The 26,172-nt window shown below is 63.6% G+C and carries 25 protein-coding genes and 1 riboswitch; of the genes, 9 read left to right on the forward strand and 16 right to left on the reverse strand.

The window, feature by feature from the left end:
• Window positions 1–15: 15 nt before the first annotated feature.
• Window positions 16–1,458, forward strand: coding sequence for an MFS transporter (locus tag X727_RS157635; protein ID WP_023833847.1), 1,443 nt, complete (start codon window positions 16–18; stop codon window positions 1,456–1,458).
• An 18-nt stretch (window positions 1,459–1,476) separates the two neighbouring features.
• Here X727_RS157635 and X727_RS157630 read toward each other — a convergent pair whose 3' ends face one another.
• Window positions 1,477–2,181, reverse strand: coding sequence for a nitroreductase (locus tag X727_RS157630; RefSeq protein WP_023725586.1), 705 nt, complete (start codon window positions 2,179–2,181; stop codon window positions 1,477–1,479).
• A 282-nt stretch (window positions 2,182–2,463) separates the two neighbouring features.
• Here X727_RS157630 and X727_RS157625 point away from each other — a divergent pair, with 282 nt between their 5' ends.
• From X727_RS157625 to X727_RS157605, 5 genes are all read left to right on the forward strand, one after another.
• Window positions 2,464–3,006: an XRE family transcriptional regulator gene (locus X727_RS157625; RefSeq protein WP_023739108.1), complete on the forward strand. Its 543-nt coding sequence runs from the start codon at window positions 2,464–2,466 to the stop codon at window positions 3,004–3,006.
• Window positions 3,007–3,100: 94 nt separating this feature from the next.
• Window positions 3,101–5,554, forward strand: coding sequence for an FAD-dependent oxidoreductase (locus X727_RS157620; protein ID WP_023833848.1), 2,454 nt, complete (start codon window positions 3,101–3,103; stop codon window positions 5,552–5,554).
• The gene (locus X727_RS157615; RefSeq protein ID WP_023833849.1) at window positions 5,551–6,450 is read left to right on the forward strand and encodes a homocysteine S-methyltransferase family protein; all 900 of its coding nucleotides are present in this window, start codon (window positions 5,551–5,553) and stop codon (window positions 6,448–6,450) included. The genes X727_RS157620 and X727_RS157615 overlap by 4 nt, the downstream gene beginning before the upstream one ends.
• Window positions 6,450–7,631: a pyridoxal phosphate-dependent aminotransferase gene (locus tag X727_RS157610; protein ID WP_023833850.1), complete on the forward strand. Its 1,182-nt coding sequence runs from the start codon at window positions 6,450–6,452 to the stop codon at window positions 7,629–7,631. Before X727_RS157615 ends, X727_RS157610 begins: the two co-directional genes overlap by 1 nt.
• A complete protein-coding gene (locus tag X727_RS157605) occupies window positions 7,628–10,075 on the forward strand; it encodes an FAD-dependent oxidoreductase (protein ID WP_023833851.1) in 2,448 nt (815 codons plus the stop codon). The genes X727_RS157610 and X727_RS157605 overlap by 4 nt, the downstream gene beginning before the upstream one ends.
• 172 nt (window positions 10,076–10,247) lie before the next feature.
• Here X727_RS157605 and X727_RS157600 read toward each other — a convergent pair whose 3' ends face one another.
• The 7 genes from X727_RS157600 to X727_RS157570 all read right to left on the reverse strand — a co-directional run bounded on the left by X727_RS157600 (window position 10,248) and on the right by X727_RS157570 (window position 17,269).
• Window positions 10,248–10,829, reverse strand: a complete 582-nt coding sequence (locus X727_RS157600) for an NAD(P)H-dependent oxidoreductase (RefSeq protein ID WP_023818027.1) — start codon at window positions 10,827–10,829, stop codon at window positions 10,248–10,250.
• The gene (locus X727_RS157595; protein ID WP_023833852.1) at window positions 10,829–11,410 is read right to left on the reverse strand and encodes an NAD(P)H-dependent oxidoreductase; all 582 of its coding nucleotides are present in this window, start codon (window positions 11,408–11,410) and stop codon (window positions 10,829–10,831) included. The genes X727_RS157600 and X727_RS157595 overlap by 1 nt, the downstream gene beginning before the upstream one ends.
• A gap of 286 nt (window positions 11,411–11,696) precedes the next feature.
• The gene (locus tag X727_RS157590) at window positions 11,697–13,100 is read right to left on the reverse strand and encodes an FAD-binding oxidoreductase (RefSeq protein WP_031204021.1); all 1,404 of its coding nucleotides are present in this window, start codon (window positions 13,098–13,100) and stop codon (window positions 11,697–11,699) included.
• Entirely contained in the window at window positions 13,100–14,401 is a 1,302-nt protein-coding gene (locus X727_RS157585; protein WP_023833854.1) for a cytosine deaminase, read from the reverse strand. The genes X727_RS157590 and X727_RS157585 overlap by 1 nt, the downstream gene beginning before the upstream one ends.
• 198 nt (window positions 14,402–14,599) lie before the next feature.
• Window positions 14,600–15,451, reverse strand: coding sequence for an ABC transporter permease (locus tag X727_RS157580; protein WP_023753453.1), 852 nt, complete (start codon window positions 15,449–15,451; stop codon window positions 14,600–14,602).
• The gene (locus X727_RS157575; RefSeq protein ID WP_023685233.1) at window positions 15,438–16,262 is read right to left on the reverse strand and encodes an ABC transporter ATP-binding protein; all 825 of its coding nucleotides are present in this window, start codon (window positions 16,260–16,262) and stop codon (window positions 15,438–15,440) included. Before X727_RS157575 ends, X727_RS157580 begins: the two co-directional genes overlap by 14 nt.
• Window positions 16,263–16,264: 2 nt before the next feature.
• Window positions 16,265–17,269, reverse strand: a complete 1,005-nt coding sequence (locus tag X727_RS157570) for an ABC transporter substrate-binding protein (RefSeq protein WP_023670774.1) — start codon at window positions 17,267–17,269, stop codon at window positions 16,265–16,267.
• Between the two features lie 255 nt (window positions 17,270–17,524).
• Here X727_RS157570 and X727_RS157565 point away from each other — a divergent pair, with 255 nt between their 5' ends.
• Both X727_RS157565 and X727_RS157560 read left to right on the forward strand, forming a co-directional pair.
• On the forward strand, window positions 17,525–17,908 hold the full coding sequence (locus X727_RS157565) for a RidA family protein (protein WP_023670775.1): 384 nt from the start codon (window positions 17,525–17,527) through the stop codon (window positions 17,906–17,908).
• A 53-nt stretch (window positions 17,909–17,961) separates the two neighbouring features.
• Entirely contained in the window at window positions 17,962–18,765 is an 804-nt protein-coding gene (locus tag X727_RS157560; RefSeq protein WP_023744686.1) for a creatininase family protein, read from the forward strand.
• Between the two features lie 117 nt (window positions 18,766–18,882).
• Here X727_RS157560 and X727_RS157555 read toward each other — a convergent pair whose 3' ends face one another.
• The 3 genes from X727_RS157555 to cobD form a co-directional block, all read right to left on the reverse strand.
• Complete coding sequence (locus tag X727_RS157555; protein ID WP_155923536.1) at window positions 18,883–19,944, reverse strand: hypothetical protein; 1,062 nt, start codon at window positions 19,942–19,944, stop codon at window positions 18,883–18,885.
• A 404-nt stretch (window positions 19,945–20,348) separates the two neighbouring features.
• On the reverse strand, window positions 20,349–20,858 hold the full coding sequence (locus X727_RS157550) for a tyrosine phosphatase family protein (protein ID WP_023744684.1): 510 nt from the start codon (window positions 20,856–20,858) through the stop codon (window positions 20,349–20,351).
• A complete protein-coding gene (gene cobD / locus X727_RS157545; RefSeq protein WP_023744683.1) occupies window positions 20,855–21,910 on the reverse strand; it encodes a threonine-phosphate decarboxylase CobD in 1,056 nt (351 codons plus the stop codon). Before cobD ends, X727_RS157550 begins: the two co-directional genes overlap by 4 nt.
• Between cobD and cbiB the strand changes: the two genes are divergently transcribed.
• Window positions 21,909–22,886, forward strand: a complete 978-nt coding sequence (gene cbiB / locus X727_RS157540) for an adenosylcobinamide-phosphate synthase CbiB (RefSeq protein ID WP_023741615.1) — start codon at window positions 21,909–21,911, stop codon at window positions 22,884–22,886. The genes cobD and cbiB overlap by 2 nt on opposite strands.
• A 148-nt stretch (window positions 22,887–23,034) precedes the next feature.
• Here the strand turns inward: cbiB and cobO are convergent, their stop codons facing one another.
• The 5 genes from cobO to X727_RS157515 all read right to left on the reverse strand — a co-directional run bounded on the left by cobO (window position 23,035) and on the right by X727_RS157515 (window position 26,146).
• A complete protein-coding gene (cobO, locus tag X727_RS157535; protein WP_023744682.1) occupies window positions 23,035–23,649 on the reverse strand; it encodes a cob(I)yrinic acid a,c-diamide adenosyltransferase in 615 nt (204 codons plus the stop codon).
• A gap of 1 nt (window position 23,650) precedes the next feature.
• A complete protein-coding gene (gene cobU / locus X727_RS157530; protein WP_023731213.1) occupies window positions 23,651–24,163 on the reverse strand; it encodes a bifunctional adenosylcobinamide kinase/adenosylcobinamide-phosphate guanylyltransferase in 513 nt (170 codons plus the stop codon).
• Window positions 24,156–24,959 (reverse strand): CbtA family protein, encoded by an 804-nt coding sequence (locus tag X727_RS157525; RefSeq protein WP_023744681.1) that lies wholly within the window; start codon window positions 24,957–24,959, stop codon window positions 24,156–24,158. Before X727_RS157525 ends, cobU begins: the two co-directional genes overlap by 8 nt.
• A 15-nt stretch (window positions 24,960–24,974) precedes the next feature.
• Window positions 24,975–25,154, reverse strand: coding sequence for a CbtB domain-containing protein (locus X727_RS157520; protein ID WP_023670784.1), 180 nt, complete (start codon window positions 25,152–25,154; stop codon window positions 24,975–24,977).
• Between the two features lie 35 nt (window positions 25,155–25,189).
• A riboswitch (cobalamin riboswitch) is annotated at window positions 25,190–25,386 on the reverse strand.
• 67 nt (window positions 25,387–25,453) lie between these two features.
• Window positions 25,454–26,146, reverse strand: a complete 693-nt coding sequence (locus tag X727_RS157515) for a gamma-glutamylcyclotransferase (RefSeq protein ID WP_031196360.1) — start codon at window positions 26,144–26,146, stop codon at window positions 25,454–25,456.
• Between the last annotated feature and the right edge of the window lie 26 nt (window positions 26,147–26,172).

The raw sequence follows: 26,172 nt of genomic DNA on the forward strand, positions 1-26,172 counted from the left end.
GGTTCGAACATCCCCATGACCGCAGAACTATCCGCCGGCGCCACGGATTGCGCCGATGTGTCGGCCAGAGCCTTGCTCCTGCTGCCGCTCACGGTCGCCTGCGGCGTGTTCATGACCAGCCTCGACCAGAATGTCGTGGTCACCGCCCTGCCCGGCATCAGCGACAGCCTCGGCCGGCCGCCGAGCCAGCTCGGCCTGTTGATCACCGTCTATGTCGCCAGCCTGATCATCTCGATGCCGCTCGGCGGCTGGGCCGCCGACCGCTTCGGCCTGCGCAACGTTTACTGCTTCGCCTTGCTGGTGTTCGCCGCGTCATCGGCGCTGTGCGGATTGTCCAACGACATCTGGACGCTGGTCGGCGCCCGCGCGCTGCAAGGCTTCGGCGGCGCCTTGATGGGGACGCTCGGCCAGGTCGTCATCCTGTCGACCTTCCCGCGCAGCCGCACGCTGAAGATCAACATGTATATTTCGCTGGCCGGCCAGTCCGGACCGCTGGTCGGCCCGCTGGTCGGCGGCGCGCTGACGACTTATATCTCCTGGCGCTGGATCTTCTTCATCAACGTGCCGTTCGCGCTGGCGGCGGCCGTTCTTGCCGCCTCGCTGTTTCCGACTGTTACCAAACCGGTGCGCACGCCGTTCGATTTCCCGGGCTTCCTGCTGGTCGGCGGCGGCATGGTCCTGCTGGTCTTCGGCATGGATTCGCTTGCGGCGAAAGACGCCGCCGGCAGCATGATCGCGGCCGAGCTGGCGCTGGCGATCGTCATCCTGACGCTTGCTTCCTTCTACTGCCTGCGCGCCCGCAACCCCTTGCTGGACCTGAAACTCCTGCGCATCCGCACCTTTCGCATCTCCTTCCTCACCGGTGGTGGGCTGGACACGATCGGCCTGAGCTCGGTCGTTTTTCTTTTGCCGCTGATGTTCCAGCTCGGCTTCGGCATGAGCGCGGTGCAGGCGGGATCGCTGACTTTCGTTGCCGCAATCGGCTCGCTGATCATGCGTGTCTTCATGCCGCGCCTGCTCAACCGCTTCGGCTTTCGCCGCGTGCTGGTCGTCAACACGCCGATCGTTGCTGCCATGGTAGCGGGCTTCGCCTTGATAGAGGCAACAACGCCCGTCTGGATCGTGCTTGCCTATATCTTCGCCTTCGGTGTCCTGCGCTCGGCGCAATGGGCTTCGACCGGCAATCTCGCCTATTCCGACATCGCGCCCGACCAGCTCGCCCGCTTCAGCGCGCTCTACTACATACTGTGGCAGTTGGGGGTGGCGATCAGCGTCGGCCTGGCGGCGGCGCTGTTGTCGTTCCTGGCTGGCGGCAGGCCGGCGGTGACCAACGATTTCCGCATCCTGTTCGTGGTCGAGGGCGTCATCACTTTGTGCGCGCTGATCGCCTATCTCAGACTGACACCGCAGGACGGCGCCCATGTCAGCGGCCATGGCGCGCAGATGAACGTGGAATAAGGCCCCGGTAGCCGAGGCCTAGCCGCTGAACGTCACCCACTCTTCCAGCGGCACGCGGTCGGTGCGGAAGTCGTTTTCGGGTTTCGACGTATCCTCGAGGCCGAGCGCCATGCCGCAGACGACGATCTCCTCGTCGGGGATGTTGAGCACCGGCCGGATCTGCCGGTGATAGGGCGCGAAGGCGGCCTGCGGGCAGGTGTGCAGGCCCCTGCCTCGCGCCGCCACCATGATGTTCTGCAGGAACATTCCGTAGTCGATCCACGAGCCCTGGTTCAGCCGCCGGTCGATGGTGAAGATCATGCCGACCGGCGCGTCGAAGAAGACGAAGTTGCGGTCGTGCTGGGCGCGCATCTTGTCGACCTCGCGGCGGCCGATGCCGAGTGCCCCATAGAGCCCGAAACCGTTGGCGCGGCGGCGGGTGAGATACGGCTCGAAGAACTGGGTGGGGTAATAGCGATACTCGTCCCAATCGGCCTTTTCGGCGCGGATACCGGAATTCAGGATGGCATTGGTGATCTGCTGCTTGACCTCGCCCTTGACGACATAGACCCGCCAGGGCTGCATATTGGTGCCCGAAGGCGCGCGCGCGGCGACGCCAAGAATGGCTCGGATCGTCTCGTCATCGACCATGTCGGGCAGGAAGGCGCGCACTGAACGGCGCGAGATGATCGCCTCGTCGACAACAGCCGCGTTATGCGCTGCCAGGCCGTTTTTTTCCAGCATGGGCCGTCCCTTTGCGCACACTTCGAAAGCCGAACCGGCTATCGGAAAAGACCTTGCGCAGATTTCAATCCTTGGTCGCCGACCCGCATTCCCACACCCGCCGCTCGTGCCAGAGCCTTTGCATGAACCGCCAAAATCGCGCAAGCAAATCTTGTGTGTCCATGAAAATTCGCTTGATTTTTTCACGGACATGAGCTCTCATGAAATTCATTTCCAGTTTTTCATCAAGTGAGCGTTTTGGCCCCAGCTATCCCCAAAACATTGCAGGGACCTGACGAGCGCCTGCTGGCGAGCGACATCCGTGCGCTGCGCAAGGCGCGCGGGCTGACGCTGGCTGAGATCGCGCTGAAGCTTGGTCGCTCCGTCGGCTGGGTCAGCCAGGTCGAGCGCGGCCTGTCTATCCCTTCGCTTGGCGACCTCAGGGCTTTCGCAGACCTGTTCGGCGTGCCGCTCAGCCTGTTCTTCAGCCACGACGTGCCGATCGAAAAGGAGCGCGGCTTTGTCGTGCGCGCCGGCAGCCGGCGCACGCTTGGCACAAGCGAATCCGGCCTCGTGGAAGAGCTTCTGTCGCCCGATCTCGGCGGTAGTTTCGAGATGGTGCGTTCGATCTTTGCGCCGGGCGCCGAGATGAAGAGCGAGCAGCTGCGGCCGACCGAGGAAGCCGGCTACATCGCCTCTGGCATTTTCGAGATCGAGATAGCCGGCGTCTGGCACCGGCTCGGCGAAGGCGATTCCTTCCGCTTCGAGCGCAAGCCGTACCGCTGGCGCAATCCCGGCAGCGAGCCGGCCGTGGTCATCTGGGTGGTTTCGCCGCCTGTTTATTGAATGCATGTCGCCCAAAGTGTGCAGCGGTTTGGGAAACGACATGCATCAAGCAAAAAGATAGAAGCGCAGCGCGCTTCAGGTTTGGGAGAAGAATATGGCCGGTTTGCCGACCACGGCACGCGTGGTGATCATCGGAGGCGGTGTCGTCGGCACCTCCTCGCTCTACCATCTGTGCAAGGCGGGTTGGACCGATTGCGTGCTGCTTGAAAAGAACGAGCTGACATCGGGCTCGACCTGGCATGCCGCCGGAAACGTGCCGACCTTCTCGTCGTCCTGGTCGCTGATGAACATGCAGCGCTATTCGACCGAGCTTTATCGCGGCTTGGCTGATGCCGTCGACTATCCCATGAACTACCACATTACCGGCTCGCTGCGGCTCGCCCACACCAAGGAGCGCATGCAGGAGTTCCAGCGCGCCAAGGGCATGGGCCGCTACCAGGGCATGGACATCGACATTGTCGGCCCTGATGAGATCAAGCGCCGCTATCCCTTCATCGAGACGCATGAATTGAAAGGCGCGCTCTATGATCCAAACGACGGCGACATCGACCCCGCGCAGCTGACGCAGGCACTTGCCAAGGGTGCGCGCGACATGGGGGCAAAGATCATCCGCTTCTGCCCGACCACGGGCGTGCGCCGTGAGAACGACGAATGGGTGGTTGTCACCCCGCAAGGCGAAATCCGCTGCGAGATCGTCGTCAATGCCGCCGGCTACCGTGCCGCCGAAGTCGGCAAAATGTTCGGCCGCGACGTCCCGATGATGGTGATGAGCCATCAGTACATCTTGTTCGAGGAGATACCCGAACTGGTGGCGTGGTCGAAGGAGCAGGGCAAGAAGCTGCCGCTGCTGCGCGACGTCGACACCTCCTACTATCTGCGCCAGGAAAAGAACGGCATGAATCTCGGCCCCTATGAGCGCAATTGCCGCGCGCATTGGGCGACCCACAACGACCCGGTGCCGGAGGATTTTTCCTTCCAGCTCTTCCCCGACGATCTCGACCGTCTCGAGCACTACCTTGCCGATGCCGTAGCCCGCGTGCCGATTCTCGGCACTGCCGGCCTGTCCAAGGTGATCAACGGGCCGATCCCTTACGCGCCGGACGGCAATCCGCTGATCGGTCCGATGCCCGGCGTTCCCAACGCGTTCGAGGCCTGTGTCTTCACCTTCGGCATCGCCCAGGGTGGCGGCGCCGGCAAGGTGCTGGCCGAATGGGTTACGCAGGGCCAGACCGAATGGGACATGTGGTCTTGCGATCCGCGCCGTTTCACCAGCTTTGCGGCCGCCCCCGACTATAGCGTCGCCAAGGGCATGGAGATCTACGGCAACGAATACGCCATCCAGTTCCCGCGCCATGCCTGGCCGGCCGGGCGCGACCGCAAGCTGTCGCCGATCCACGATCGCATCAAGGCGCTCGGCGCCCAGTTCGACGCCTATAATGGCTGGGAGCGTGCCACCTGGTATGCGCAACCCGGTGACGACACGTCGGAAGAAGCAACACTCACCTTCCGCCGCGACGGGCCGTGGCAGCACCGCGTGCGCGAAGAATGCCTGGCGGTGCGCGACGCCGCCGGCATTCTGGACCTGCCCGGCTTCTCGCGCTTCAACCTCGAAGGTCCTGGCGCAGCCGAATGGCTGGCGCTGCAGGTCACCGGCCTGGTGCCCAAGCCCGGCCGCATCGGCCTCGCCTATTTCGCCGACGACAAGGGCCGCATCGTCACCGAGATGTCGGTGGTGCGCCATGGCGAAGAGCAGATGACGCTGATCACCGCGGCGGTAGCGCAGTGGCACGATTTCGAATGGCTGAAGTCGCGCCTGCCGAAGGACGCAGCTTTCACCCTCACTGACAGAACCGAAGACTATTCGACGCAAATCCTCGCCGGCCCCAGTTCGCGCAAGATCCTGGCCGAGGTCTGTGGCGCGGATCTCTCGCTGCCCTGGCTGACGCATCAGGAAACCACCATCGCCGGCCGCTGGGCGAAGCTGGTGCGGGTATCCTTCGCCGGCGAACTCGGCTGGGAAATCCACACCAAGGTGGGAGACACCGCCGCCATCTTCGACGCCGTCTGGACGGCGGGACAAAAACACGGTCTGAAACCGTTCGGCATGTACGCGCTGGATTCGCTGCGCCTCGAAAAGGGCTACCGGACCTGGAAGGGCGACCTGTCGACCGACTATACGGTCCTGCAGGGCGGGCTCGAGCGCTTCGTCAAATGGGACAAGCCCGACTTCCGCGGCAAGGCAGCCCTGCAGAACGAAAAGCAGCAAGGCGTGAAGAAGCGCTTCGTCACGCTGGTGGTCGAAAACCCAGGCGATTGCGACGCGCCGTCCGTGTCGACGCTCTGGCATGACGGCAAGATCGTCGGCGAGACGACGTCCGGCGGCTGGGGGCATCGCATCGACAAATCGATCGCGCTCGGCATGCTGCGCGCCGACCTGGCTGAACCCGATACCGCGATCGAGATTGAAATTTTTGGCGATCGTTTCAGGGCGGTCGTGCAGAAAGACGAGCCGCTGTGGGATCCGAAAAACGAAAGACTGAGAGCATGAAGAAAGTCATTCTCACCGATGGCGGCATGGGCCAGGAACTGGTCCGCCGCAGCAGCTCCGAGCCGACGCCGCTCTGGTCGGCCAGGGTGCTGATCGACGAGCCGGATCTGGTGCGTGACCTGCATGCCGAATTCATCCGGGCCGGCGCTCGCGTCATCACCATCAACACCTATTCGGCAACGCCGGAGCGGCTCGCGCGGGAAGGAGCAGAAGATCTCTTCAAGCCCTTGCAGAAGCGCGGCATCGAATTGGCAAGACAGGCACGCGACGAGGCAGGCGATGCAGCGATCGCCGGCTGCCTGTCACCGCTGTTCGGCAGCTATGCGCCGGCGCTGGCCATATCGTTCCAGGAGACGCTGGACATCTATCGCCGCATCGTCGCCGAGCAGGCCGATGGCGTCGACCTGTTCCTGTGCGAGACCATGGCCTCAGCCGAGGAAGGCCGTGCGGCCGTTACCGCTGCGTCGGAAAGCGGCAAACCTGTCTGGGTGTCTTGGACTCTCGCCGATCACGGCGCGCCGCGGCTGCGCAGCGGCGAAACAATAGCGGCAGCGGCGGACGCCCTCGACGGCCTGACGGTTGCAGCGCGCCTGGTGAATTGCTGCCGGCCAGAAGCTATCGCCGCGGCACTGCCCGAATTGATTGCTCTCGGCGGCCCGGTCGGCGCCTATGCCAATGGCTTCACCTCTGTCGAAGCGCTCAAGCATGGCGGAACGGTGGAAGTGCTGCACGCACGCCACGACCTTGATCCGGATGCCTATGCCGACCAGGCGCTAGGCTGGGTCGCCGCTGGCGCCACCATCGTCGGCGGCTGCTGCGAAGTCGGCCCTGCCCACATCGCCGCGTTGCGCGACCAGCTGGAACAGGCCGGCTACGAAATCTCGGGAGTATCCTGATGCCCAGACCGTCATCGCGCATTTCCGGCATCGTGCCTTCGGGCAAGGATGGCTGGGAGGTCCACACCGAGGCCTGGGCCCGCAACGAGGCCGGCCAGGACATCATCATGCTGTCGGTCGGCGACCATGATTTCGATACGCCGAGCCAGACGATCGAAGCCTGCGTGACGGCGGTTCGCGGCAGCAACCATCACTACACCCCGCTGTCCGGCGTTCCGCGCCTTCGCAGGGCGATGGCGGCGGCCTCGACCGCTTGCACCGGGGTCGAGACGGCACCTGACCAAGTCATCGCCACGCCCGGCGGCCAGGCTGCCCTTTACGCGGCCGTGCAGGCCGTTCTCGACCAGGGCGACCACGCCATCGTGGTGGCGCCCTACTACGCGACTTATCCCAACACGTTCAGCGCCGCCGGCGCCAGCTTCACCGTCGTCGAGACGCCGGCCGAAGACGGTTTCCAGCCGCACGCCGAGATGATCCGCGCGGCGCTCAAGCCCAACACGCGCGCCATTTTGATCAACACGCCGAACAACCCGACCGGCGCCGTCTATTCGCGCGAGCGGCTGGAAGAGCTGGCCGAGATCTGCCGCGAGCACGATCTCTGGCTGCTGTCCGACGAGGTCTATTGGACGCTCGGCGGCGGCGAGCACATCTCGCCGCGCGGCCTGCCCGGCATGGCCGAGCGCACGCTGGTCATCAATTCGATGTCCAAGAGCCATGGCATGACCGGCTGGCGCATGGGCTGGCTGACTGGCCCGGCGCAGATGATCACGCTGTTGACCAATCTCAATCTGGTGACGACCTACGGCCTGCCGGCCTTCATCTCGATCGCCTGCGCCGAGGCGCTGGAGAACCGCTATGGCGTGAAAGAGATCGCCGAACGCTATGCGGCGCGCCGCACCGTCCTGCTCGACGCCGTGCGCGGCATGAACAATATCAGCGTGCACGGCTCGGAGGGCGGCATGTATGTCATGCTCGACATCTCCGCCGTCGAGCCCGACGACGAGAAATTCGCCTGGGCCTTTCTCGACCAGGAGAGTGTCGGCGTCATGCCGGGTTCCAGCTTCGGCAAGGCCGCTGCCGGCCACATCCGCATCAGCCTCTGCCAACCGGAACCGGTGCTTCAGGAAGCCGCAAAACGCCTGCGCCGCTTCGCATCCGGCTATCGCCGCGAGGCCGCATGACCAGAAGCATTCCCACCAAGGCCCGCGCGGTTATTATCGGCGGCGGTGTCTCCGGCTGTTCGGTCGCCTACCACCTGGCCAAGCTCGGCTGGACCGACATCGTGCTGCTGGAACGCAAGCAGCTGACCTCGGGCACGACCTGGCACGCCGCCGGCCTGATCGGCCAGCTGCGCGGCTCGCAGAACATGACGCGGCTGGCGAAATATTCGGCCGACCTCTACGTCAAGCTGGAGGCCGAAACCGAAGTCGGCACCGGCATGCGCCAGGTCGGCTCGATCACCGTGGCGCTGACTGAGGAGCGCAAGCACGAGATTTACCGGCAGGCCTCGCTCGCCCGCGCCTTCGATGTCGATGTGCGCGAGATTTCGCCTGGTGAAGTCAAGGAGATGTACCCGCATCTCAACGTGTCCGATGTGGTCGGCGCCGTGCATCTGCCGCTCGACGGCCAGTGCGATCCCGCCAACATCGCCATGGCGCTGGCCAAGGGCGCCCGCCAGCGTGGCGCCGCCATCGTCGAGAATGTGAAGGTCACCAAGGTCCACACCAAGGCCGGTCGCGTCACCGGTGTGTCGTGGGCGCAAGGCGAGGATCAGGGAACGATCGAGGCCGACATCGTCGTCAACTGCGCCGGCATGTGGGCGCGCGAGCTCGGCGCCCAGAACGGCGTCACCATCCCGCTGCATGCCTGCGAACATTTTTATCTCGTCACCGAGCCGATCCCCGGGCTCGGTCGTCTACCGGTGCTGCGCGTTCCCGATGAATGCGCCTACTACAAGGAAGACGCCGGCAAGATGATGCTCGGCGCCTTCGAGCCGGTGGCCAAGCCCTGGGGCATGGACGGCATAAGCGAGGATTTCTGCTTCGACCAGTTGCCTGAGGACATGGAGCATTTCGAGCCGATCCTCGAAATGGGCGTCAACCGCATGCCGATGCTGGCAACCGCCGGCATTCACACCTTCTTCAACGGCCCCGAAAGCTTTACCCCCGACGACCGCTACTATCTCGGCGAGGCCCCGGAACTCCGTGGCTACTGGATGGCGACCGGCTACAATTCCATCGGCATCGTCTCGTCCGGCGGCGCCGGCATGGCACTGGCGCAATGGATCAACGATGGCGAAGCGCCCTTCGACCTCTGGGAAGTCGACATCCGCCGCGCCCAGCCGTTCCAGAAGAACCGCCGCTATCTCAAGGAGCGGGTCTCCGAGACGCTCGGCCTGCTCTATGCCGACCATTTCCCCTACCGGCAGATGGCAACGTCCAGGAATGTCAGGCGCTCGCCCCTGCACGAACAGCTGAAGGCGCGCGGCGCAGTGTTCGGCGAAGTCGCCGGCTGGGAGCGCGCCAACTGGTTCGCCCGCGAGGGACAGGAGCGCGAATATCGCTATTCCTGGAAGCGGCAGAACTGGTTCGACAACCAGCGCGAGGAACATCTGGCGGTCCGCAACAAGGTCGCCCTGTTCGACATGACCTCGTTCGGCAAGATCCGTGTCGAAGGCCGCGACGCCTGCGCCTTCCTGCAAAGGCTCTGCGCCAACGACATGGATGGGGCGCCCGGCAAGATCGTCTACACCCAGATGCTCAACCAGCGCGGCGGCATCGAGAGCGATCTGACGGTATCGCGGCTATCTGAGACCGCCTACTTCCTCGTCGTGCCGGGCGCGACGCTGCAACGCGACCTCGCCTGGCTGCGCCGGCATGTCGGCGATGAATTCGTAGTCATCACCGATGTCACGGCAGCTGAGGCCGTGCTCTGCCTGATGGGTCCGGATGCGCGAAAGCTGATCCAGAAAGTCAGCCCCAACGATTTCTCCAACGACAACAATCCATTCGGCACCTTCCAGGAGATCGAGATCGGCATGGGCCTCGCCCGTGCCCACCGCGTCACCTATGTCGGCGAACTCGGCTGGGAACTTTATGTCTCGACCGACCAGGCGGCCCATGTCTTCGAGGCGATCGATGAGGCGGGGGCGGACGTCGGCCTGCAACTTTGCGGCCTGCATACGCTCGATTCCTGTCGCATCGAAAAGGCGTTTCGGCATTTCGGCCACGACATCACCGACGAGGACAATGTGCTGGAGGCCGGCCTCGGCTTTGCGGTCAAAACCGCCAAGGGCGAGTTCATCGGCCGCGATGCCGTGCTGAAGAAAAAAGAAGCCGGCCTGTCACGCCGGCTGTTGCAGTTTCGGCTGAAGGACCCGCAGCCTCTGCTCTTCCACAACGAGGCGATCCTGCGCGACGGCAAGATCGTCGGCCCGATCACATCAGGGAATTACGGCCACCATCTCGGCGGCGCGATCGGACTGGGCTATGTGCCCTGCCAGGGCGAGAGCGAGGCGGATGTGCTGGCCTCGTCCTACGAGATCGAGATCGCCGGCGAGCGTTTTGCGGCGGAAGCATCGCTGAAGCCGATGTACGATTCCAAGGCGGAACGGACGAGGATGTAGCACCTTTTTACCCTCCCCTTGTGGGGAGGGTCGGCTCGCAGTCGGAGCGAAGCGGCGATTGCGAGACGGGGTGGGGGGGTGCGCCCTACGAGACCCCCCACCCCGCTTCGGAAAAGCCGCCTTGCGGCATTTGCTGCGCGACCCTCCCCACAAGGGGGGAGGGTGAAGAAGCTCAAAACCGCTCCAGCTTCGCCCGCACCTTCACCAGAAACGCCGCCCTCGTCCTTGGCGTGGAGGCGTCCATCAGGTAGTGCGCCAGGAAAAACGTCCGGCAGCGGCGGGCGCACAGCGCGCGCATACCGCGCAGCAAGGTCTTGCGGCCGGGCTGGCCGACGACGACGCTCCACCAGGTCGGCGCGCCGCAGGTGGTGATGACGCCGACCCTGGTGACATGTGTCATCAGCGACGTGATGCGCCCCTTGCCCAGCTTGAAGGCGACACCGGTCGCCCAGACCCGGTCGAGCCAGCCCTTCAGCATGGCCGGCAGCCCGTACCACCAGGTCGGATAGATGAACAGGATCGCCTCAGCCCAGGCGAGATGCTCGAAATGCGGTTTTAGGGCCGGATCCTCCGGCGCCCGCTCATTGTAGGCGCGCCGCTCCTCGCTACCCATCACCGGGTCGAATTTTTCGGCATAGAGGTCGAGCAGCCGTACCTCCCAACCCCGCGCCTTCAGCACGTCGACGGCGGTATCTCTGATCGCGGCGCAAAAACTTTCGGGCACCGGATGGCAATAGACCACCAGCACGCGCATCAGAATTCATCCATCCCGGCCGCGACCTTGGCGATGAAGGCTGCCCGCGTCTCGTCGGTCGACAGGTTCATCGAATAATGAGCGAGGTAGGACACCGAGGCGCCGGGCCTGATCGTCGCGCGCAGCATCCGCTTGACCAATCTGCGTGGCGGATCGCCCATCAGCATGGCGCGGAAGCGGCTGCCGCCATAGGTGGTGACGGCGGTCAGCTTGCGGATGTTGTGGAGCGACGGCTGCGCCTTGCCGTCGGCCAATTTGAACGACACGCCGGGCAGAAACACGCGATCGAAATAACCCTTCAGGATGGCCGGAAAACCGTAGTTCCAGACGGGATATGACAGCACCAGCGCCTCAGCCCGCAGCAAACGCTCGACATGGGGCGCGGCCGGGTCCGCAGGGCTGCGTTGGTTATGATAATCCAGCCTCTCCCCGCGCGTCAGCCTGGGGTCGAAATCCTCGGCATAGAGATCGCAATCGTCGACCTCATGGCCGGCGGTCGTCAGCCGCTCGACGATCGTGCGGTGCAGGCTGGCATTGAAGCTGGTCTCCACCGGGTGTGCGTAAAGGACGAGGACTTTCATGGGAAGGCATTGCCGGGGTCGGCGCGAGGCACCCCCCTCTGCCCTGCCGGGCATCTCCCCCTCAAGGGGGGAGATCGGACTGCCGCATCGCTTTCACTAATTGTCAGCGTGTCAGATTGGCTGCGGCGTTCAGGCTGCCAATCTCCCCCCTTGCGGGGGGTGAGAAGTGGTCGGCGAAGCCGATGGGAAGCCAATTGCTTGGCTTTCCAAACGACGAACGCCCGAAGCGGCAGCGTAGGGCCTGTGCCGGCAGGACAGAGGGGGGTGCTCAAGCTCAAACCTCTGCTCATTCTGCTTTCTGCAACCCCTTGAACAAAAAAGTCCGGCCTAAGCGATAGTCGTAATCCGGATTTTCCCAGGCGATCATCTTGCCGGGATTGAGCAGGCCTTGCGGATCGGTCTCGCGCTTGAAGGCGAGCTGGATTTCATCCGTCTGCTTCATGCCGCCCTCTTCCAGCGTGTAGCGGTGCGGGTTGAAGATCGGGCAGCCGTTCTCCTCATGCAGCCGGATGATTTCGTTGAGCCGCGCCTCGGTGGTGAATTTCACCAGCGGCAGGCCGAAGCAGGTGATGTTGCCGTCGAGGCGCACGAATTCGAGATGCGAAAAGACTTCGCCCGGAAACATCGCGTCCATCTTCTCCACCAGCGCCAGCTGGTTGGGAAACGGATAGAGCGATTGCAGATAGGTGATCGCGGGATCGACCCGCAGTGCCCTGAGCGTGGTGTGGTTCCACGCCAGTTCGAAGCCCGGCGGCAGGCCCTTTTTCTCTTCGTCCGTGGCCGTCGCGGCATTGAAGATGACCTCGCCGCCGGCGCGGCGGGTGAAGGCGAGGAACGCGTCTAGCCCATGCCGGGCAACCATGACGACGCAGATGCTTTGCCCGTCCCGGAAGAACTTCTGGTGGCGCTTGAAATAGAGCTGCGGCACGGGCGCGGCGATCGGCGTGATCAGCTTGGTCAGGATGCCGTCCTGGCGTGCCAGCGCGTTGCCGTAGCGGGCTGCCGGCATGAAAGCGTCGAAGCCGACGATCACGTCGATCCATTCATAGGCTGCAGTCAGCGGCATCTCGACCTCGGTGATGATGCCGTTGGTGCCATAGGCGTGGGTGACCTTGTGCAGGTCCTCGCCGGCGAGTTCGAGCGCCTTCGGCTCCGCCTCCATGGTGACGACGCGCAGGCGCAGCACATTGCCGAAATCACGCAGACCGCCGAAATTGATCGAACCGACGCCGCCCGAGCCGCCGGCGATGAAGCCGCCGATCGAGGCGGTGTTGTAGGTCGACGGCGACAGCCGCAGTTCCTGCCCGGAATGCGCGCGCGTCGCTCTGTCGATGTCGGCGAGGATCGCGCCCGGCCCGGTGACGACGCGGCCCGGCGCTATGGCCTTGATCTCGTTCATCTCGGCAAGGTTCAAAACCACGCCGCCCGACAGCGGCATCGCCTGGCCGTAATTGCCGGTGCCGCTGCCGCGCGGCGTCACCGGAACGCCATGACGGTGGCAAGCGGCAAGCACGCGGATCAGTTCGGCCTCGTTCCTGGGCGTCACGATCAGGTCGCCGGTGACGTGGTCGAGCTGCTGCTTCAGCACCGGGCTGTACCAGTAGAAGTCGCGGCTCTTCTGCTGGACGATGGCCGGATTGTCGTCGAGCTTTATCCCGTCGAGATCGCGTTTGAGCGCCGAAACATCCATCATTCCACCATCAGTTCGTCGAGCTCGGCATAGTCGGGCAATTGCCTGTCGATCGCTCGGCCGTTGCGCACGACGATGCGATCCGATTCGGGCCGCGACAGCAATTCCGTCCAGCTCCGCCCTTTGAAGACGATGAAATCGGCGCTGCCACCTGCTGCCAGTGTCCCGACACCGTCGAGCCGCATCACCTTGGCCGGCGTCGCCGCCACCGTCTGCGGCCAGTCGCCGACCGGATGATCGAAATGCAGGATGCGCGTCGCCATGCGGTAGACCTCCAGCATGTCGAGATCGCCATAGGCATAGAACGGATCGCGGGTGTTGTCGGAGGCGACCGCGACCGGGATGCCCCTCGCCTTCATCTCGTGCAGCAGCGTCACGCCGCGCCAGCGAGGCGTGGTCTGGTCGGCGCGCCGGTCCTGCAGATAGAGATTGCACATCGGCAGCGACACCACGGCAAGCTTGGCCTTGGCGACCTTGTCCAGCGTGTCGAGCACGTCGAGATCCGGCTGGCGCGCCAGCGAGCAGCAATGTCCCACCAGCATGTTGCCCTCAAAACCGTTCCACAGTGCCGCCTCGGCGATCTTCTTCAGCGATATCGCCGCGATGTCGTCGGTCTCGTCGGCGTGGAAATCGAGATCGAGCCCGTGCCTGTTCGCCTCGGCGAACACCTTGTCGAGAAGCTCTTCGAGATCCGGCACCACATAGGTGACGACGCCGAGCACGCCCTTGGCCGCAGCCACGCGCTTGGCCAGCCTCTCGAACCACTTTCTGTCGCGCACGCCTTCGATGCCGAGCAGGCAGGCTGCCTGCAATTCGATGCGGCCGCGCCATTTCTCCCGCATCGCCTCGAACACCGGCCAGGAGATTTCCTCCTGTGGCGGCACGCTGTCGAGATGCGTGCGCAGCGCCTTGGTGCCGTGCGCGTAGGCCGAGCGCAGCGAGAAATCCATGCGCCGCGCCACGTCCTCGGCGCTCCAGCGCGCTGCACGGTCGGCGCCGGTGGCATTGAGCGCGCCCATGAAACTGCCGTCGGGATTGGGTTTGCGCGGCCAGATATGGCCCTTGTCGATGTGGGTGTGGCAGTCGACGAAGCACGGCAGCACGATGCGGCCGGCAAGGTCGATGGCGGTGGCTGGCGCTTTTGATTTCTTGTGCGCGGCGATGGCTGAGGTCTTGCCATCGGCGACCGTTATGTCGGCCAGGGCGAAGCCGTCGCTGTCGTAAGTGGCGGCAAGACCTGATGTCAGCGACCGGTGAAGGCGGACGTTTGTGAGATGGTACGAGCCAGAGGTCGGTATCAAGGACCGCCCCCCTCTGCCCTGCCGGGCATCTCCCCCTCAAGGGGGGAGATTGGCAGCTTTTCCGACAGCACCCGTCTTCCAACGTCGATAATTGGCGAAATCCCGGATGACGTCCAATCTCCCCCCTTGAGGGGGAGATGGCCGGCAGGCCAGAGGGGGGTGTTTCGCGCCAGCATCTCAATCACGTCACCCAACCCCCTACCGCTCCTGCTTCAGCGCGCTCTCGTGCCAGCGGCGCAGGATGAGATGCGATATCAGCGACAGCACCAGGAAGATCAATATGCCGGTGAGCGAGATCAGGATCAGCGCCGCGAACAGCCTTGGCGCGTTGAGGCGGTAGCCGGCCTCGATGATGCGCGACGCCAGCCCCGACGACTGCCCCTGCGCGCCCGCGACGAACTCGGCCACCACGGCGCCGATCAGCGACAGGCCGCCGGCTATCTTCAAGCCTCCTAGAAAATACGGCATGGCCGCCGGCAGTCTGAGATAGCGCAATTGCTGCCAGCGCGTCGCGCCGTTGAGCTTGAACATGTCGCGCAGATTGCGGTCGACCGAATTGAGGCCGAGCGTGGTGTTGGACAGGATCGGGAAGAACGCGACGATCCAGGCGCAAAGCAAAAGCTTCACCGTCTGGTTGTCCACATAGATGTTGATGAGCGGGAAGACCGCCACGATCGGTGTTACCTGCAGCACGATGGCGAAGGGAAAGAACGACATCTCCACCCATTTCGATTGCGCAAACAGCACCGCCAGTCCGACGCCGCCGACGACCGCGAGCAGCAGGCTGAGAAAGGTTATGCGCAACGTGACCAGCAGCGCGGAGAACAGGAGCCCCGCATCGCTATAGAGCGTCCACAGCACCACGCCGGGGCGCGGCAGGATATATTGCGGGATCGCGTTCCACACGCAAATGCGGTCCCACAGCCAGATCGCCAGGATCATGATCGCCAAAGGCAAGACCCACCGGCCGATCCGCTCCAGCCGCTCCTGGCGTACGCGGCCCGCCTCTTCCGCGTCGAGCGTTGCGGCATTCTGGTCAATGGCCGTCATGGTGCGGTCCGGCTGATGTGTTGATGGCGTTGACCAGGATGTCCGAGGCCTGGCGGCAGAGCGCGGCATAGTCGGGCGAAGTGCGGAAAACCTCGTCTCGCGGATAGGAGGCGTCGATGGCAAGCTCGGCATGGACGCGGCCCGGCCGCGCCGCCATGACGACGACGCGGTTGGACAGGAACACGCTTTCGAAGACGCTGTGGGTGACGAAGACGACGGTGAAGCGCTCGTCCTGCCACAGCTCCAGAAGGTCGTTGTTGAGCTTGAAGCGGGTGATCTCGTCGAGTGCGGCGAACGGCTCGTCCATCAGCAGAATGCGCGGCTTCGTCACCATCGCGCGTGCGATCGAGACGCGCATCTTCATCCCGCCGGAAAGCTCGCGCGGCACGGCGTTCTCGAAGCCGGTCAGGTGCACCCGCTCCAGCATCTCCGTCACCGCCGGCGCCGCCTTGGCGCGCGACACGCCTTTCAGCCTGAGCGGCAGCCAGACATTGTCGAATACATTGGCCCAGGGCAGCAGCGTCGGTTCTTGGAAGACGAAGCCGATATTGGCGCGGTCGATCGAACCGCCCCAGTCGAGCTGACCGGATGTCGGCGTCGACAGGCCCGCGATCAGCCTCAACGCCGTTGACTTGCCGCAGCCGGACGGCCCGAGAAGGCTGACAAAATCGCCCTCGCGGATGGCGAGATCGACGTCGCTCAATGCAGTCACGCCATTGGAAAACACCTTGCCGACATGGCGCAGCGTCAGCAGCATCGGGCCTTCACCCGATGCCGTCATGGGCGCCTGCGCCATCTTTTCCAGCTTCACGACTACTTCTTCAGCTCGATCCCGACACCTTTGTTGATGAAGGCCAGCGTGTAGGCCTTCTTGATATCGATGCCCTCGGGCGTGACCTTGGCCTTGACCATCTTGTCATAGAAGCTCTTGATCCGGTCTTCGTTCATGGCGCCGATGCCGAGCTTTTCGGTGTCGCCGGAATCGGCCAGGCCGAACTTCTTCATCTGCTCGATCGAGAAGGCAATCTGCTCGTCGCTCATGTCGGGGTTGTCTTTCTTGATCATCTCGTTGGCGGCCTTGTTGTCGCCGTAGAGGTAGTTGTACCAGCCCTTGGCCGAGCCATCGACGAAGCACTGGACCACCTCCGGCCGCTTGTCGATCGTGTCCTGCATCACCTCGATCGTCGTCGAATAGGTGTCCCAGCCATAGTCGGCGAGCAGGAACTGGTTGGGCACGAAGCCGCCTTCCTTCTTGACCGCAAAAGGCTCCGAGGTGACGTAACCCTGCTGGATCGACTTCTTGTTGGCCAGGAATGGAGCGGTGTTGTAGGTGTAGGGCACGCGCTTGGCGGCATCGAAACCGAGTTCGATGACCATCCACTGGAAGAAGGTCTGGACGCCCTCGTCGCCGAGAATGTACTGGTCGGCGTTCTTCAAATCCTCCCACTTGTCCAGCCCCTGCCCCGGGTGGGACATGATGACTTGAGGGTCCTTCTGGAAATCGGCGGCGACGACGCGCATCGGGATGCCCTGCTGGACGGCGTCGAAGGCCGACAGCAGATTGCCGCCCATGTAGAAATCGAGCTTGCCGGCCAGCAGCAGCGGCCGCCCGCTGACCTGCGGACCTCCCTGCGAAATCGTCACGTCGAGGCCACATGCAGCGTAGGTGCCGTCGGCGACGGCCTGGTAGTAGCCGCCATGCTCGGGCTCGGCCAGCCAGTTGGTGCCGAAGGTGACCTTCTCGTTTGCTGCCGCGCCGAACGTGCCGGCTCCAAGCAGCGCGACCGCAAGCGCTGAAATCTTCTGTTTTCCGTACATCGACACCACCCTTTGTTGGCTCCGGAGCGTCACGCGCCGGGCTCGACACCATTGATCCAAGAAGCAAGACACATGCCACCGCCCGGGCCGCCTGCTTGCGCGGCAGTCACTGCCAACACCGGACGGGTCATGCTGTGCGGGAGGCATCGTGCCTATTTTTTGGACGCCTGTCCACAATCGCCCTTGTGCCATGCACCACATCTTGAACGTACTATCGGTCACGTCTTAGGCTGGTCTCGCAGACAGGAGATTGCCATGTTCAGATACCTCGCGCCGAAGTCGATCAAGCCGCCTTTCGCCCGCTATAGCCACGGCGTCGAGGTGCCTCCAGGCAAGCGGCTGGTTCTGTGCTCCGGTCAGGTCGCCATCACGGCGGACGACCAGATCCCCGAGGATGCCGGCGCGCAGGCCGAGCTCTGCTTTCAAAACATAGCGGCGATTCTGGCTGAAGCCGGGCTGGGGCTAGGCGACATCGTGCGCATAAACGCCTACGTCACCGACCGCGCCTTTCTGCGGCCCTATATGGACGTCCGCGACCGCTTGTTTGCCAGCCCCGCGCCCGCCTCGACGCTGATGATCGTGTCAGGCTTTGCGCGGCCGGAGTTCAAGGTCGAGGTCGAGGCGATTGCGGCTGGGTGATCGACAGGCGACGTTTGGCGCGCTAGGTCTCCCTCACAGTCAAGAGGCATCACATGACCGTTGCAAACAGACGCGTTTGGTGGGGCGACTACCGGACCACCGAATACGCCGCGATCGATCCGGAGGCGACGGTTGCCGTGCTGCCGGTGGCGGCGATCGAGCAGCACGGCCCGCATCTGCCTGTATCAACCGATACCTCGATCATGAACGGCATGCTGGAGACGGTCATCGCCCGCCTGCCCGGCGATCTCGACATCCGCATCCTGCCGGTCCAAACGGTCGGCAAGTCGAACGAGCATCTGCAGGCGCCGGGCACGCTCACCCTGCCGGCGGCCACCCTGGTCGATGCCTGGACCGAGCTTGGCCTGTCCGTTGCCCGCGCAGGCGTAAGGAAACTGATCGTCGTCAACTCGCATGGCGGCAATGAAGAGATCATGGGCATCGTCACGCGCGAGCTGCGCGTGCGTGAGAGGATGCTGGCGGTGAAGACCAGCTGGCAGCGCTTCGGCCGCCCCGCCGGCATGTACACCGAGCTGGAAGACCGCCATGGCATCCATGGCGGCGACGTCGAGACCTCGTTGATGCTGCATTTTCGCCCGGAGTTAGTCGACATGGCCAAGGCCGACAATTTCGCCTCCAAGGTCGCCCGCGCCGAAACCGAATTTGCGCTGCTGCGCCACACAGGCACGCACGCCTTCGCCTGGATCGCCAGCGACCTCAACCCCAATGGCGTCGTCGGCGATGCCTCGATTGCAACGGCCGAAAAAGGCCGGCTGACGGCAGAGCATCAGGCCGAAGGGTTCATCACCCTGCTGAGGGATGTGCGCAAGGCGAAATTGGCCGAGTGGCTGGCGTAGAGCAATTTCGGGAAAAGTGCGTGGCGGTTTTCCGTCTGAAATTGTGTCAAAACAAATAATGATTGCAAGAGTGCTTCTCCACCTCCTGAAGGCGGACGGAGAAGTCATCTAGGAAAGTCAATGCGCCAGACATGTCGCCATTTGATGCAATTTTTCGGGGGTAAATCCGGCTTTGGTGACCCATTCACGTAGCCGTTCTAGCGTCACCTCTTCGGTCACAGTTGTGCCTGACATAGGTGGCTTAATGGATGCCAAAATGATCGAGGTGACACCGCTGCCGATGCCTTGGTAGGCGCGAATGTCGGAGGAGGTCTTTGCCTTGTGTCCGGCTTTGCAAAGATCATTAGCTCCTCCGTCCGGTCTCGAGACGAAGGGCGGCTTGAGGCCGGTCTCCACCGACGAGCAGCGCAGGTCGATGGGTATAGGCCCAATGGGTTGGATCGATCCTACTTGCCCATTTCGCAATTGCTGATGAAGCGCCACTGAGCCTTCGCCAAAAGCAGGTCCGCTATCATTGACGATCGCGAAGACTTCATGATCCCCATAGCGCACCCACGCCAGTGCACCAACGAGATTGGACTGCGGGGTGACAAGGCCGGGTATGGCTGCAGAATCTATATAAGCAACTTGGCCATGCACTGTATGCGTCAAGTGAGTCATTGATAGATACGACGCCACCATATCTCCCGAGGCTGTCGGCACCTGCTCCCCGGCCTTCGGTCGCCCTTTCCCGTTGCCCACGAAGTACCGGCCTTTTCTTGGCAGCTCACACGCCGTTTTTGTGCCACCGGCAGGCGGTTCGACCTCCATCGCATACACACAAAACTCCGCCGTGCCCGGACCGAAGTTGCCTGCCTCTGCTTTGGTCCATTCGGTATGGCATAATGACTGGTTGCCCTGAGCGGAACAGCCCAGCTTCTTGCCGTGGATATGCAGATTTACGCCATTGTTGATGTAGGTGTAGCCGTGATCACCTGGAGTATAGGACGCAGCAGCCCCGTCAGGATTCACCTCAAGCCCAGTCTTCATCAAGATGGAGCCGTCGCCGAACGTCACACGTCCGTTGGCGTCTGGCGCAGGACATGCGGGCTGCTTCCCCGCTGCAGAGGTCGCCAGCATCGCCGATCCAGTAACAATACCCGCACAAGCTGCTAATCGCAATGTACTCGTCATGCTCATTTTCAATCCCCCCGAACAATCGAATTTCCGGCGGCTATCTAGTTTTGTTTTGATACCGCAAGCAATACGTATCATATTGCAGATTTAAATATATACGACGTAGTGGATTTTCCCTCGAATTTTTACAAGCCTACGTCGTCAGCAGCGGATACGAACTTATAACTATGCGCACAAAGGTTGGCGTGAACAGTAAGGCGTTTGTTGGGGGCTATCCGTAGTTTCACTGGTGCTCATTCCTTCTAAAAATGGCATGAGTTGATCCAACGGCACAAGATTTAAGACTGAACATTGAGTTTGGCGGCGCTGATTGCAAGGCCGATTCAAGCATTCACAGCCAGGCAGCTTGACCTAGTTTTGGGCGGGAAAGGCATCGGCCCAACCGATCTCGCCATTGGCCAAGCTAGTTAGCCGTCGATCTTCAAAACGAAAGGCGTGCCCTCAAAAGCATCGGCGCCGCGACCGATCGCCTCGATCGCTTCAATCATCCGGCCCTCGCGCCCCAGCAGCGCATCGGCGACGGCAATCAATCGTGGATTGGGCGTTGCCGACAGCGAAAGCTTTCGCAAAGTCCGAGCCAGTTCCGCCTCGTCGCGCTTGGGCGCCAGTGCCGCGGCTATGATGTAGGCCGACGCCGTCGAGCGGCTGATGCCGGCATAGCAATGCACGACCATCGGCTTCGCGCGGTCCCAGCGGCGCGCAAAATCGAGCAGATTGCGCACATGCTCCTCGCCCGGCATGGTCATGCCGTCCTGCGCCACCGCAATGTCGTGCATCACCAGGTGCAGATGGTTTTCCCTCGATATCGAGGCCGGGCGCGTCACCTCGGTGCCGGCGGCAAGCAGCGACAGCACGCGCTCGGCGCGGCTTCTGGCCACAGTCTCCTCGAGCTTTGCCAGCGAACAGACATGGATCATGGCGCAATCTCCCTGGCGCTATCGTCGCGCCGTGCGTGCCAGTCGGCAAGCGCCGATTCGAGCCGCTGCCATTCCTCCTGACTTCCAGGCAGCCCCGCGCGGAGCACCTGAGGACGCTCGGAAAAATGCCTGAGCAATATGCCGCGCTCACCGAGCGTCGAAAACAGCCCCGGTGCATCGGCAAGCCGGAGATAGCGAAACAGCGTCGTGCCGCCGGCGACAGCAACGCCAAAGCGCGAAAGCAGCGCATCGAGCCGCGCCGCATCCTGCGCCAGCCGCCGCCGCATGTCGGCCTGCCAGCCGCTGTCGGCAAGCGCGCGGATGCCGTATTCGAGCGCTGGGCCGGCGACCGCCCAAGGGCCGAATTGCGTTTCAAGCCTTTCGACCGTCGCTGCATCGGAAAGTGCGAAGCCGAGCCGCAGGCCGGCGAGACCGAAGAACTTGCCAAACGAGCGCAGCACGACGATGCCGCCCCGCCCGACATCGCCGGCCAGGCTTTCCGCGTGCGGGCCGACATCCATGAAGGCTTCGTCGACGACCAGCAGACCGCGTATGGCGCGCAATGTCTCGGCAAGCCGAAGCAGCCTTTCCCGCGACACGACTCGCCCGTCGGGATTGTTGGGATTGACGACGATGGCAATTTCGGCTCCGGCAAGCGCCTCGAAATCGTCGACCTCCGCCACCGCATGGCCGGCAATCGCGGCGGCCCTGGCATGCTCGGCATAGGTCGGCCCGAGCACGAGCGCCTTGCCGGGGCTGACCAGCGAGGCGACGCGCGGCAGCAGGATCTGCGTGCCCGGGGCGACCACCACATTCTCGGCCGAAGGCGCGCCATAGGCGCCGGCCGCGACTCTGGCCAGCTCACGCAGGCGCGCGGCCTCCGGCAATCGTGACAGGGCGGTGGCGGGCAGCTCGAAAAGCGGGTAGGAGTGCGGATTGATACCTGTCGAGAGATCGACGAAAGGTTGTGGCGCGTGAGGGAAGAGCGCCCTCGCCCGGCCAAGGGATCCACCGTGATCCACCACAGTAATCGCTCCATCAGAAAGCTTCATGTCGATCCTGATCGCTTTCCTGTCGCTGGCCATCGAACGCATCCTGGGTTACCCGGACTGGCTGTTCCGTGCCGTCGGCCATCCCGTCACCTGGTTCGGCAGGCTGATAGCCTTTCTCGACCTCAGGCTCAACCGCGACACTGATTCCGACGCGCTGCGTCGCCGCCGCGGCGCGCAGGCGCTGCTGGTGATCGTGCTGGTGCCGGCGGCAATCGCCTTCATCGTGCAAATCCTGCTCTGGCAGCTCTTTCCTGCCGGCATGATCATCACGGCAATCCTGGCCTCGTCGCTGCTGTCGCAAAAGAGCCTTACCGAACATGTCGAGGCGGTGGCCGATTCGCTGGATACCGGCGGGCTGGCGCTCGGCCGCATTGCGGTTGCGCGCATCGTCGGCCGCGATCCAGAGAAGCTCGACCATGCCGGCGTCAGCCGCGCCGCCATCGAAAGCCTGGCCGAGAATTTCTCCGACGGCATCGTTGCGCCCGCCTTCTGGACAGGTGTCTGCGGTCTGGCCGGCGGCGTCGCCTACAAGGCCGCCAACACCGCCGATTCGATGATCGGCCACCGCACCCCGCACCACGAGGCCTTCGGCCGCGCGGCGGCACTCTTCGACGACTGGATCAACCTGCCGGCGTCCCGGCTGACCGCGTTGCTGATCGTTGCCGCCGCCTTTCTCGTTGACGGCGCCGATCCCCGCAACGCTTGGCAAGCAATGCGGCGCGACGCCAAAAAGCACCGCTCACCCAATGCCGGTTGGCCGGAAGCAGCAATGGCCGGCGCACTCGGCCTGGCGCTCGCCGGCCCGCGCAGCTATGGCGGCGTCATCGTCGAGGACGCCTATATGGGCGAAGGCGGTAGGCGCGCGGCGGAAAGCCAGGACATCAGGCAGGCGCTGAAATTGTACCAGGTGGCGGACTATCTGCTGATTGGGCTGTTCGGGTTGCTGTCGGCGGTGCTTATCGCGGTGACGTTCTGAGAGCTTACCGTCGCCCTTCCTTTACCCTCCCCCTTGTGGGGAGGGTCGGCGCGAAGCGCCGGGGTGGGGGACTGCGACCCTACGAGAACCCCACCCCGATCCGCTTCGCGGATCGACCCTCCCCGCAAGGGGGAGGGTACGAAACCCCTCAAAACTCGATCCCCTGCTGCGCCTTCACGCCGGCCGAAAAATGATGCTTCGTCACGCCCATCTCCGTCACCAGATCCGCCGCCTCGACCAGCGCCGGCTTGGCGTTGCGGCCGGTGACGACGACATGCAGACCTTCGCGCCGCGCTTTCAGCGCCGCCACCACTCTGTAGAGATCGAGATAGTCGTAACGCAGCGCGATGTTCAGTTCGTCCAGCACGACGAGGCTGATCGAGGGATCGGCGATCAGCTCCAGCGCCTTGGCCCAGGCGGCTTCGGCCGCCTTAATGTCGCGCTTCAGATCCTGCGTCTCCCAGGTGAAACCCTCGCCCATCGTGTGCCAGACGACGCGGTCGCCAAACGCCGCGAAGGCATCCTTCTCGCCGGTGTGCCATTTGCCCTTGATGAACTGGACGATTCCGACGCGCTTGCCATAGCCGAGCATGCGTAGCGCCAGCCCGAAGGCAGCCGTGGTCTTGCCCTTGCCGGGTCCGGTGTTGACGATCAGCAGCCCCTTCTCGACCGTCTTTTCCGCGACCTCGGCGTCCTGCACCGCCTTGCGCTTGGCCATCTTGGCGCGATGGCGCTCTTCATCTTTTGCGTCAATATCGGTCATCTCATTTCACCTTGAGCGGCAGCCCCGCCACCATCAGAAGCACCATATCAGCTACCACCGCGATCTGCTGGTTGAGCCTGCCGGCGGCATCGCGGAACCGGCGTGCCAGCGCATTGTCGGGCACAATGCCTTGTCCGACTTCGTTGGAGACCACGAACCACGGCCCGCGCGGCCGCGAAAGCACATCGGCCAGCCGCCGGCACTCCCCCTCTAGATCATGATCGGCCAGCATATGATTGGTCAGCCAAAGCGTCAGGCAGTCGACAAGCACCGGCTGGTTGTCCGGCAATGCCTCGAGCGCACCTGCAAGATCAAGCGGGGCATCGATGGTCGCCCATCCCTCGCCGCGGCGCGAGCGGTGTTGCGCGATGCGCTCGCGCATTTCGCCGTCATAGGCTTGCGCGGTGGCGATATAGGCCCATGGCGGCGGCAACGCCGTCGCCAAAGTTTCGGCATGCGCGCTCTTGCCGGAGCGCGCACCGCCGATGATGAAGGTCAAACTGCGATCAGGCAAAGCTGTCGCGCAGGCTGGTCGCGGTGCCGGTGAAGCGCGAGTGCACTATGCCGACAACTGCGCCGAGCACCAGCCAGAACACCAGATTGGTCACCGTCACCGCCACCACGAACTGATGATGCAGGCTCTCCGGGATCGGCGTTACGAAACTGTCAGGCTGCGGCGCGCCGACAATATGCGGGGCGACGATCAGGACGACGGCGAGCACGGTCAGGGGCGCCGACGTGCGGAAGGTAATAAGGGCAAGGCCGATCGCGGTTGCCATCACCGTTGCCCACCACCAGATCTGGCGCTGTATGAGATCGGCCGCCGGCATTGCCGGCAGTTCCGGCGGCAGGCCGAGTCCCGGCGCCAGCGTGAACACGGCAAAGCCCGCCAGACCCCAGAACACGCCCTGGCGCCAGCTGCCGATGCCGCCGGCGAACTCGGAAACCGCCACCAGGACCAGCGCGAAGCCGATGCCGGTGACGATATTGGCGACGACACTGAAGGCGAAACGCTCGAAGCCGTCGGCCGGCGCCCAGCCTTCGTCCTCCGCCGGCGCGGCTGCTTCAGCCGGTGCTGCGCTGCTCACCGCATTTTCCGCCGGCGCGGCGGTGCTCATGGCATCGGTGTCCGCAGCGTTGGCGGCGGGCGCCGCGGCATGCTGATGCTCATGGCCGCCACCAGCCTTTTCGTAGACCTCCGCCTTGAGGATCAGCGGCACGGTGGCATAGGCCTGCATGCAGGCGAGAGCGACACCGGCCACGAGCCCTGCGATCGCCGCGATGAACACGACGTTGCGAAACAGGTTCATGATGTCAGATCCTCGTCAGTGGCAGGGAAACGCCATCGAATGGCGATAGTCGTGCGCCGCATTGTGGACCGCATCGATGTGCGAGAAACCGACAACGCCGACGACGAAAATGCCCAGAAACGCGCTAAGCACGAGCTGCATGAAGCGCGACTGCGAGGAGACGGAAGCGCCGAGGGAGACGGAAGCGGTATTCATATCTTGTCCTTTCGCCCTCCACCCGAGGGCATCGAAGTCAGTTCCCTGTCGCCGGCAGGTCTCCTGGCTCGCGGATCAGCGCCCTTCCCCACCTTCCCGAAGAAAAAATCCCCAGTGGCTTGGAGAGGACTACCGCACACAGTTGCGGGGGCAGCCACGGCATTGGGCAACAAGTCAGCCCTCACCGCATTCCCTCTTGGTCCCTAACGGAACCGACGACATGCATGACTATAGGCTGAAACGGTCGCATCCGGCAAACCAAATTCCGCCGGCCAACAGCGCGAATGCGCCATGCGGCGTTACGGGTTCAACGCGGTGATCCGCTCGGCAACCAGCCGCTGCAGCCGCCACAGATGGCGATCGTGAATGCCGCGCTCTTCAAGGTTTTTCACCGTGTTGTAGAGATAGTCGGCGCCCGACCCCCAGTGCCCGCAGGACGTTGCCAGCCTTTCGACGACCTTGCCCTCGTCGAGCGGTCCTGAATAGGTCAGGCCGTTGCGGTTGATGACGAAGGCCAATGCCCTGAGCGGTCCGGCCTCGCTTGCAAGCTTGAGCATGCGCGGCCGGTAGCTTGTCGGCTTCAGCGTGACTTCGCGCCGGAAAAGCCGGCCCAACTGCTCGCGCCGGTTATTGTCGGTCAGCCGAAAGGCGACGCCCTTGCATTGTCCGCCACGGTCCAGCGCCATCATCAGGCCGGGGCTGTCCTTGGTGCCGCGCCAGCGCGTCATGTTCATGCAAAAGGACCGATGCCAGCCGCGCGCCAGCGCAACGCGGTCCTCGACATAATCTATTTCCGGTTTCCAGATCAGCGATCCATAGCCGAACAGCCATAGCGGTTCGCTGTCCGGGAGTTCGACCTGCAATTCATCCAGCAGCGCGTCATAGTCGGCTTCATCGAGATGCATCGCGTCCGGATCCGGCCCGGGGTCCCTGATCTCGCGCCAGCAGCGCGCGACCAGCTCCGGCGTAAGCGACATCTGTCGTGCGGCCACTTCCGAATCCCCCCAATTTCCGAATG

The sequence above is a fragment of the Mesorhizobium sp. L103C105A0 genome (genome assembly GCF_000502215.1).
Classification (GTDB): Bacteria; Pseudomonadota; Alphaproteobacteria; order Rhizobiales; family Rhizobiaceae; genus Mesorhizobium.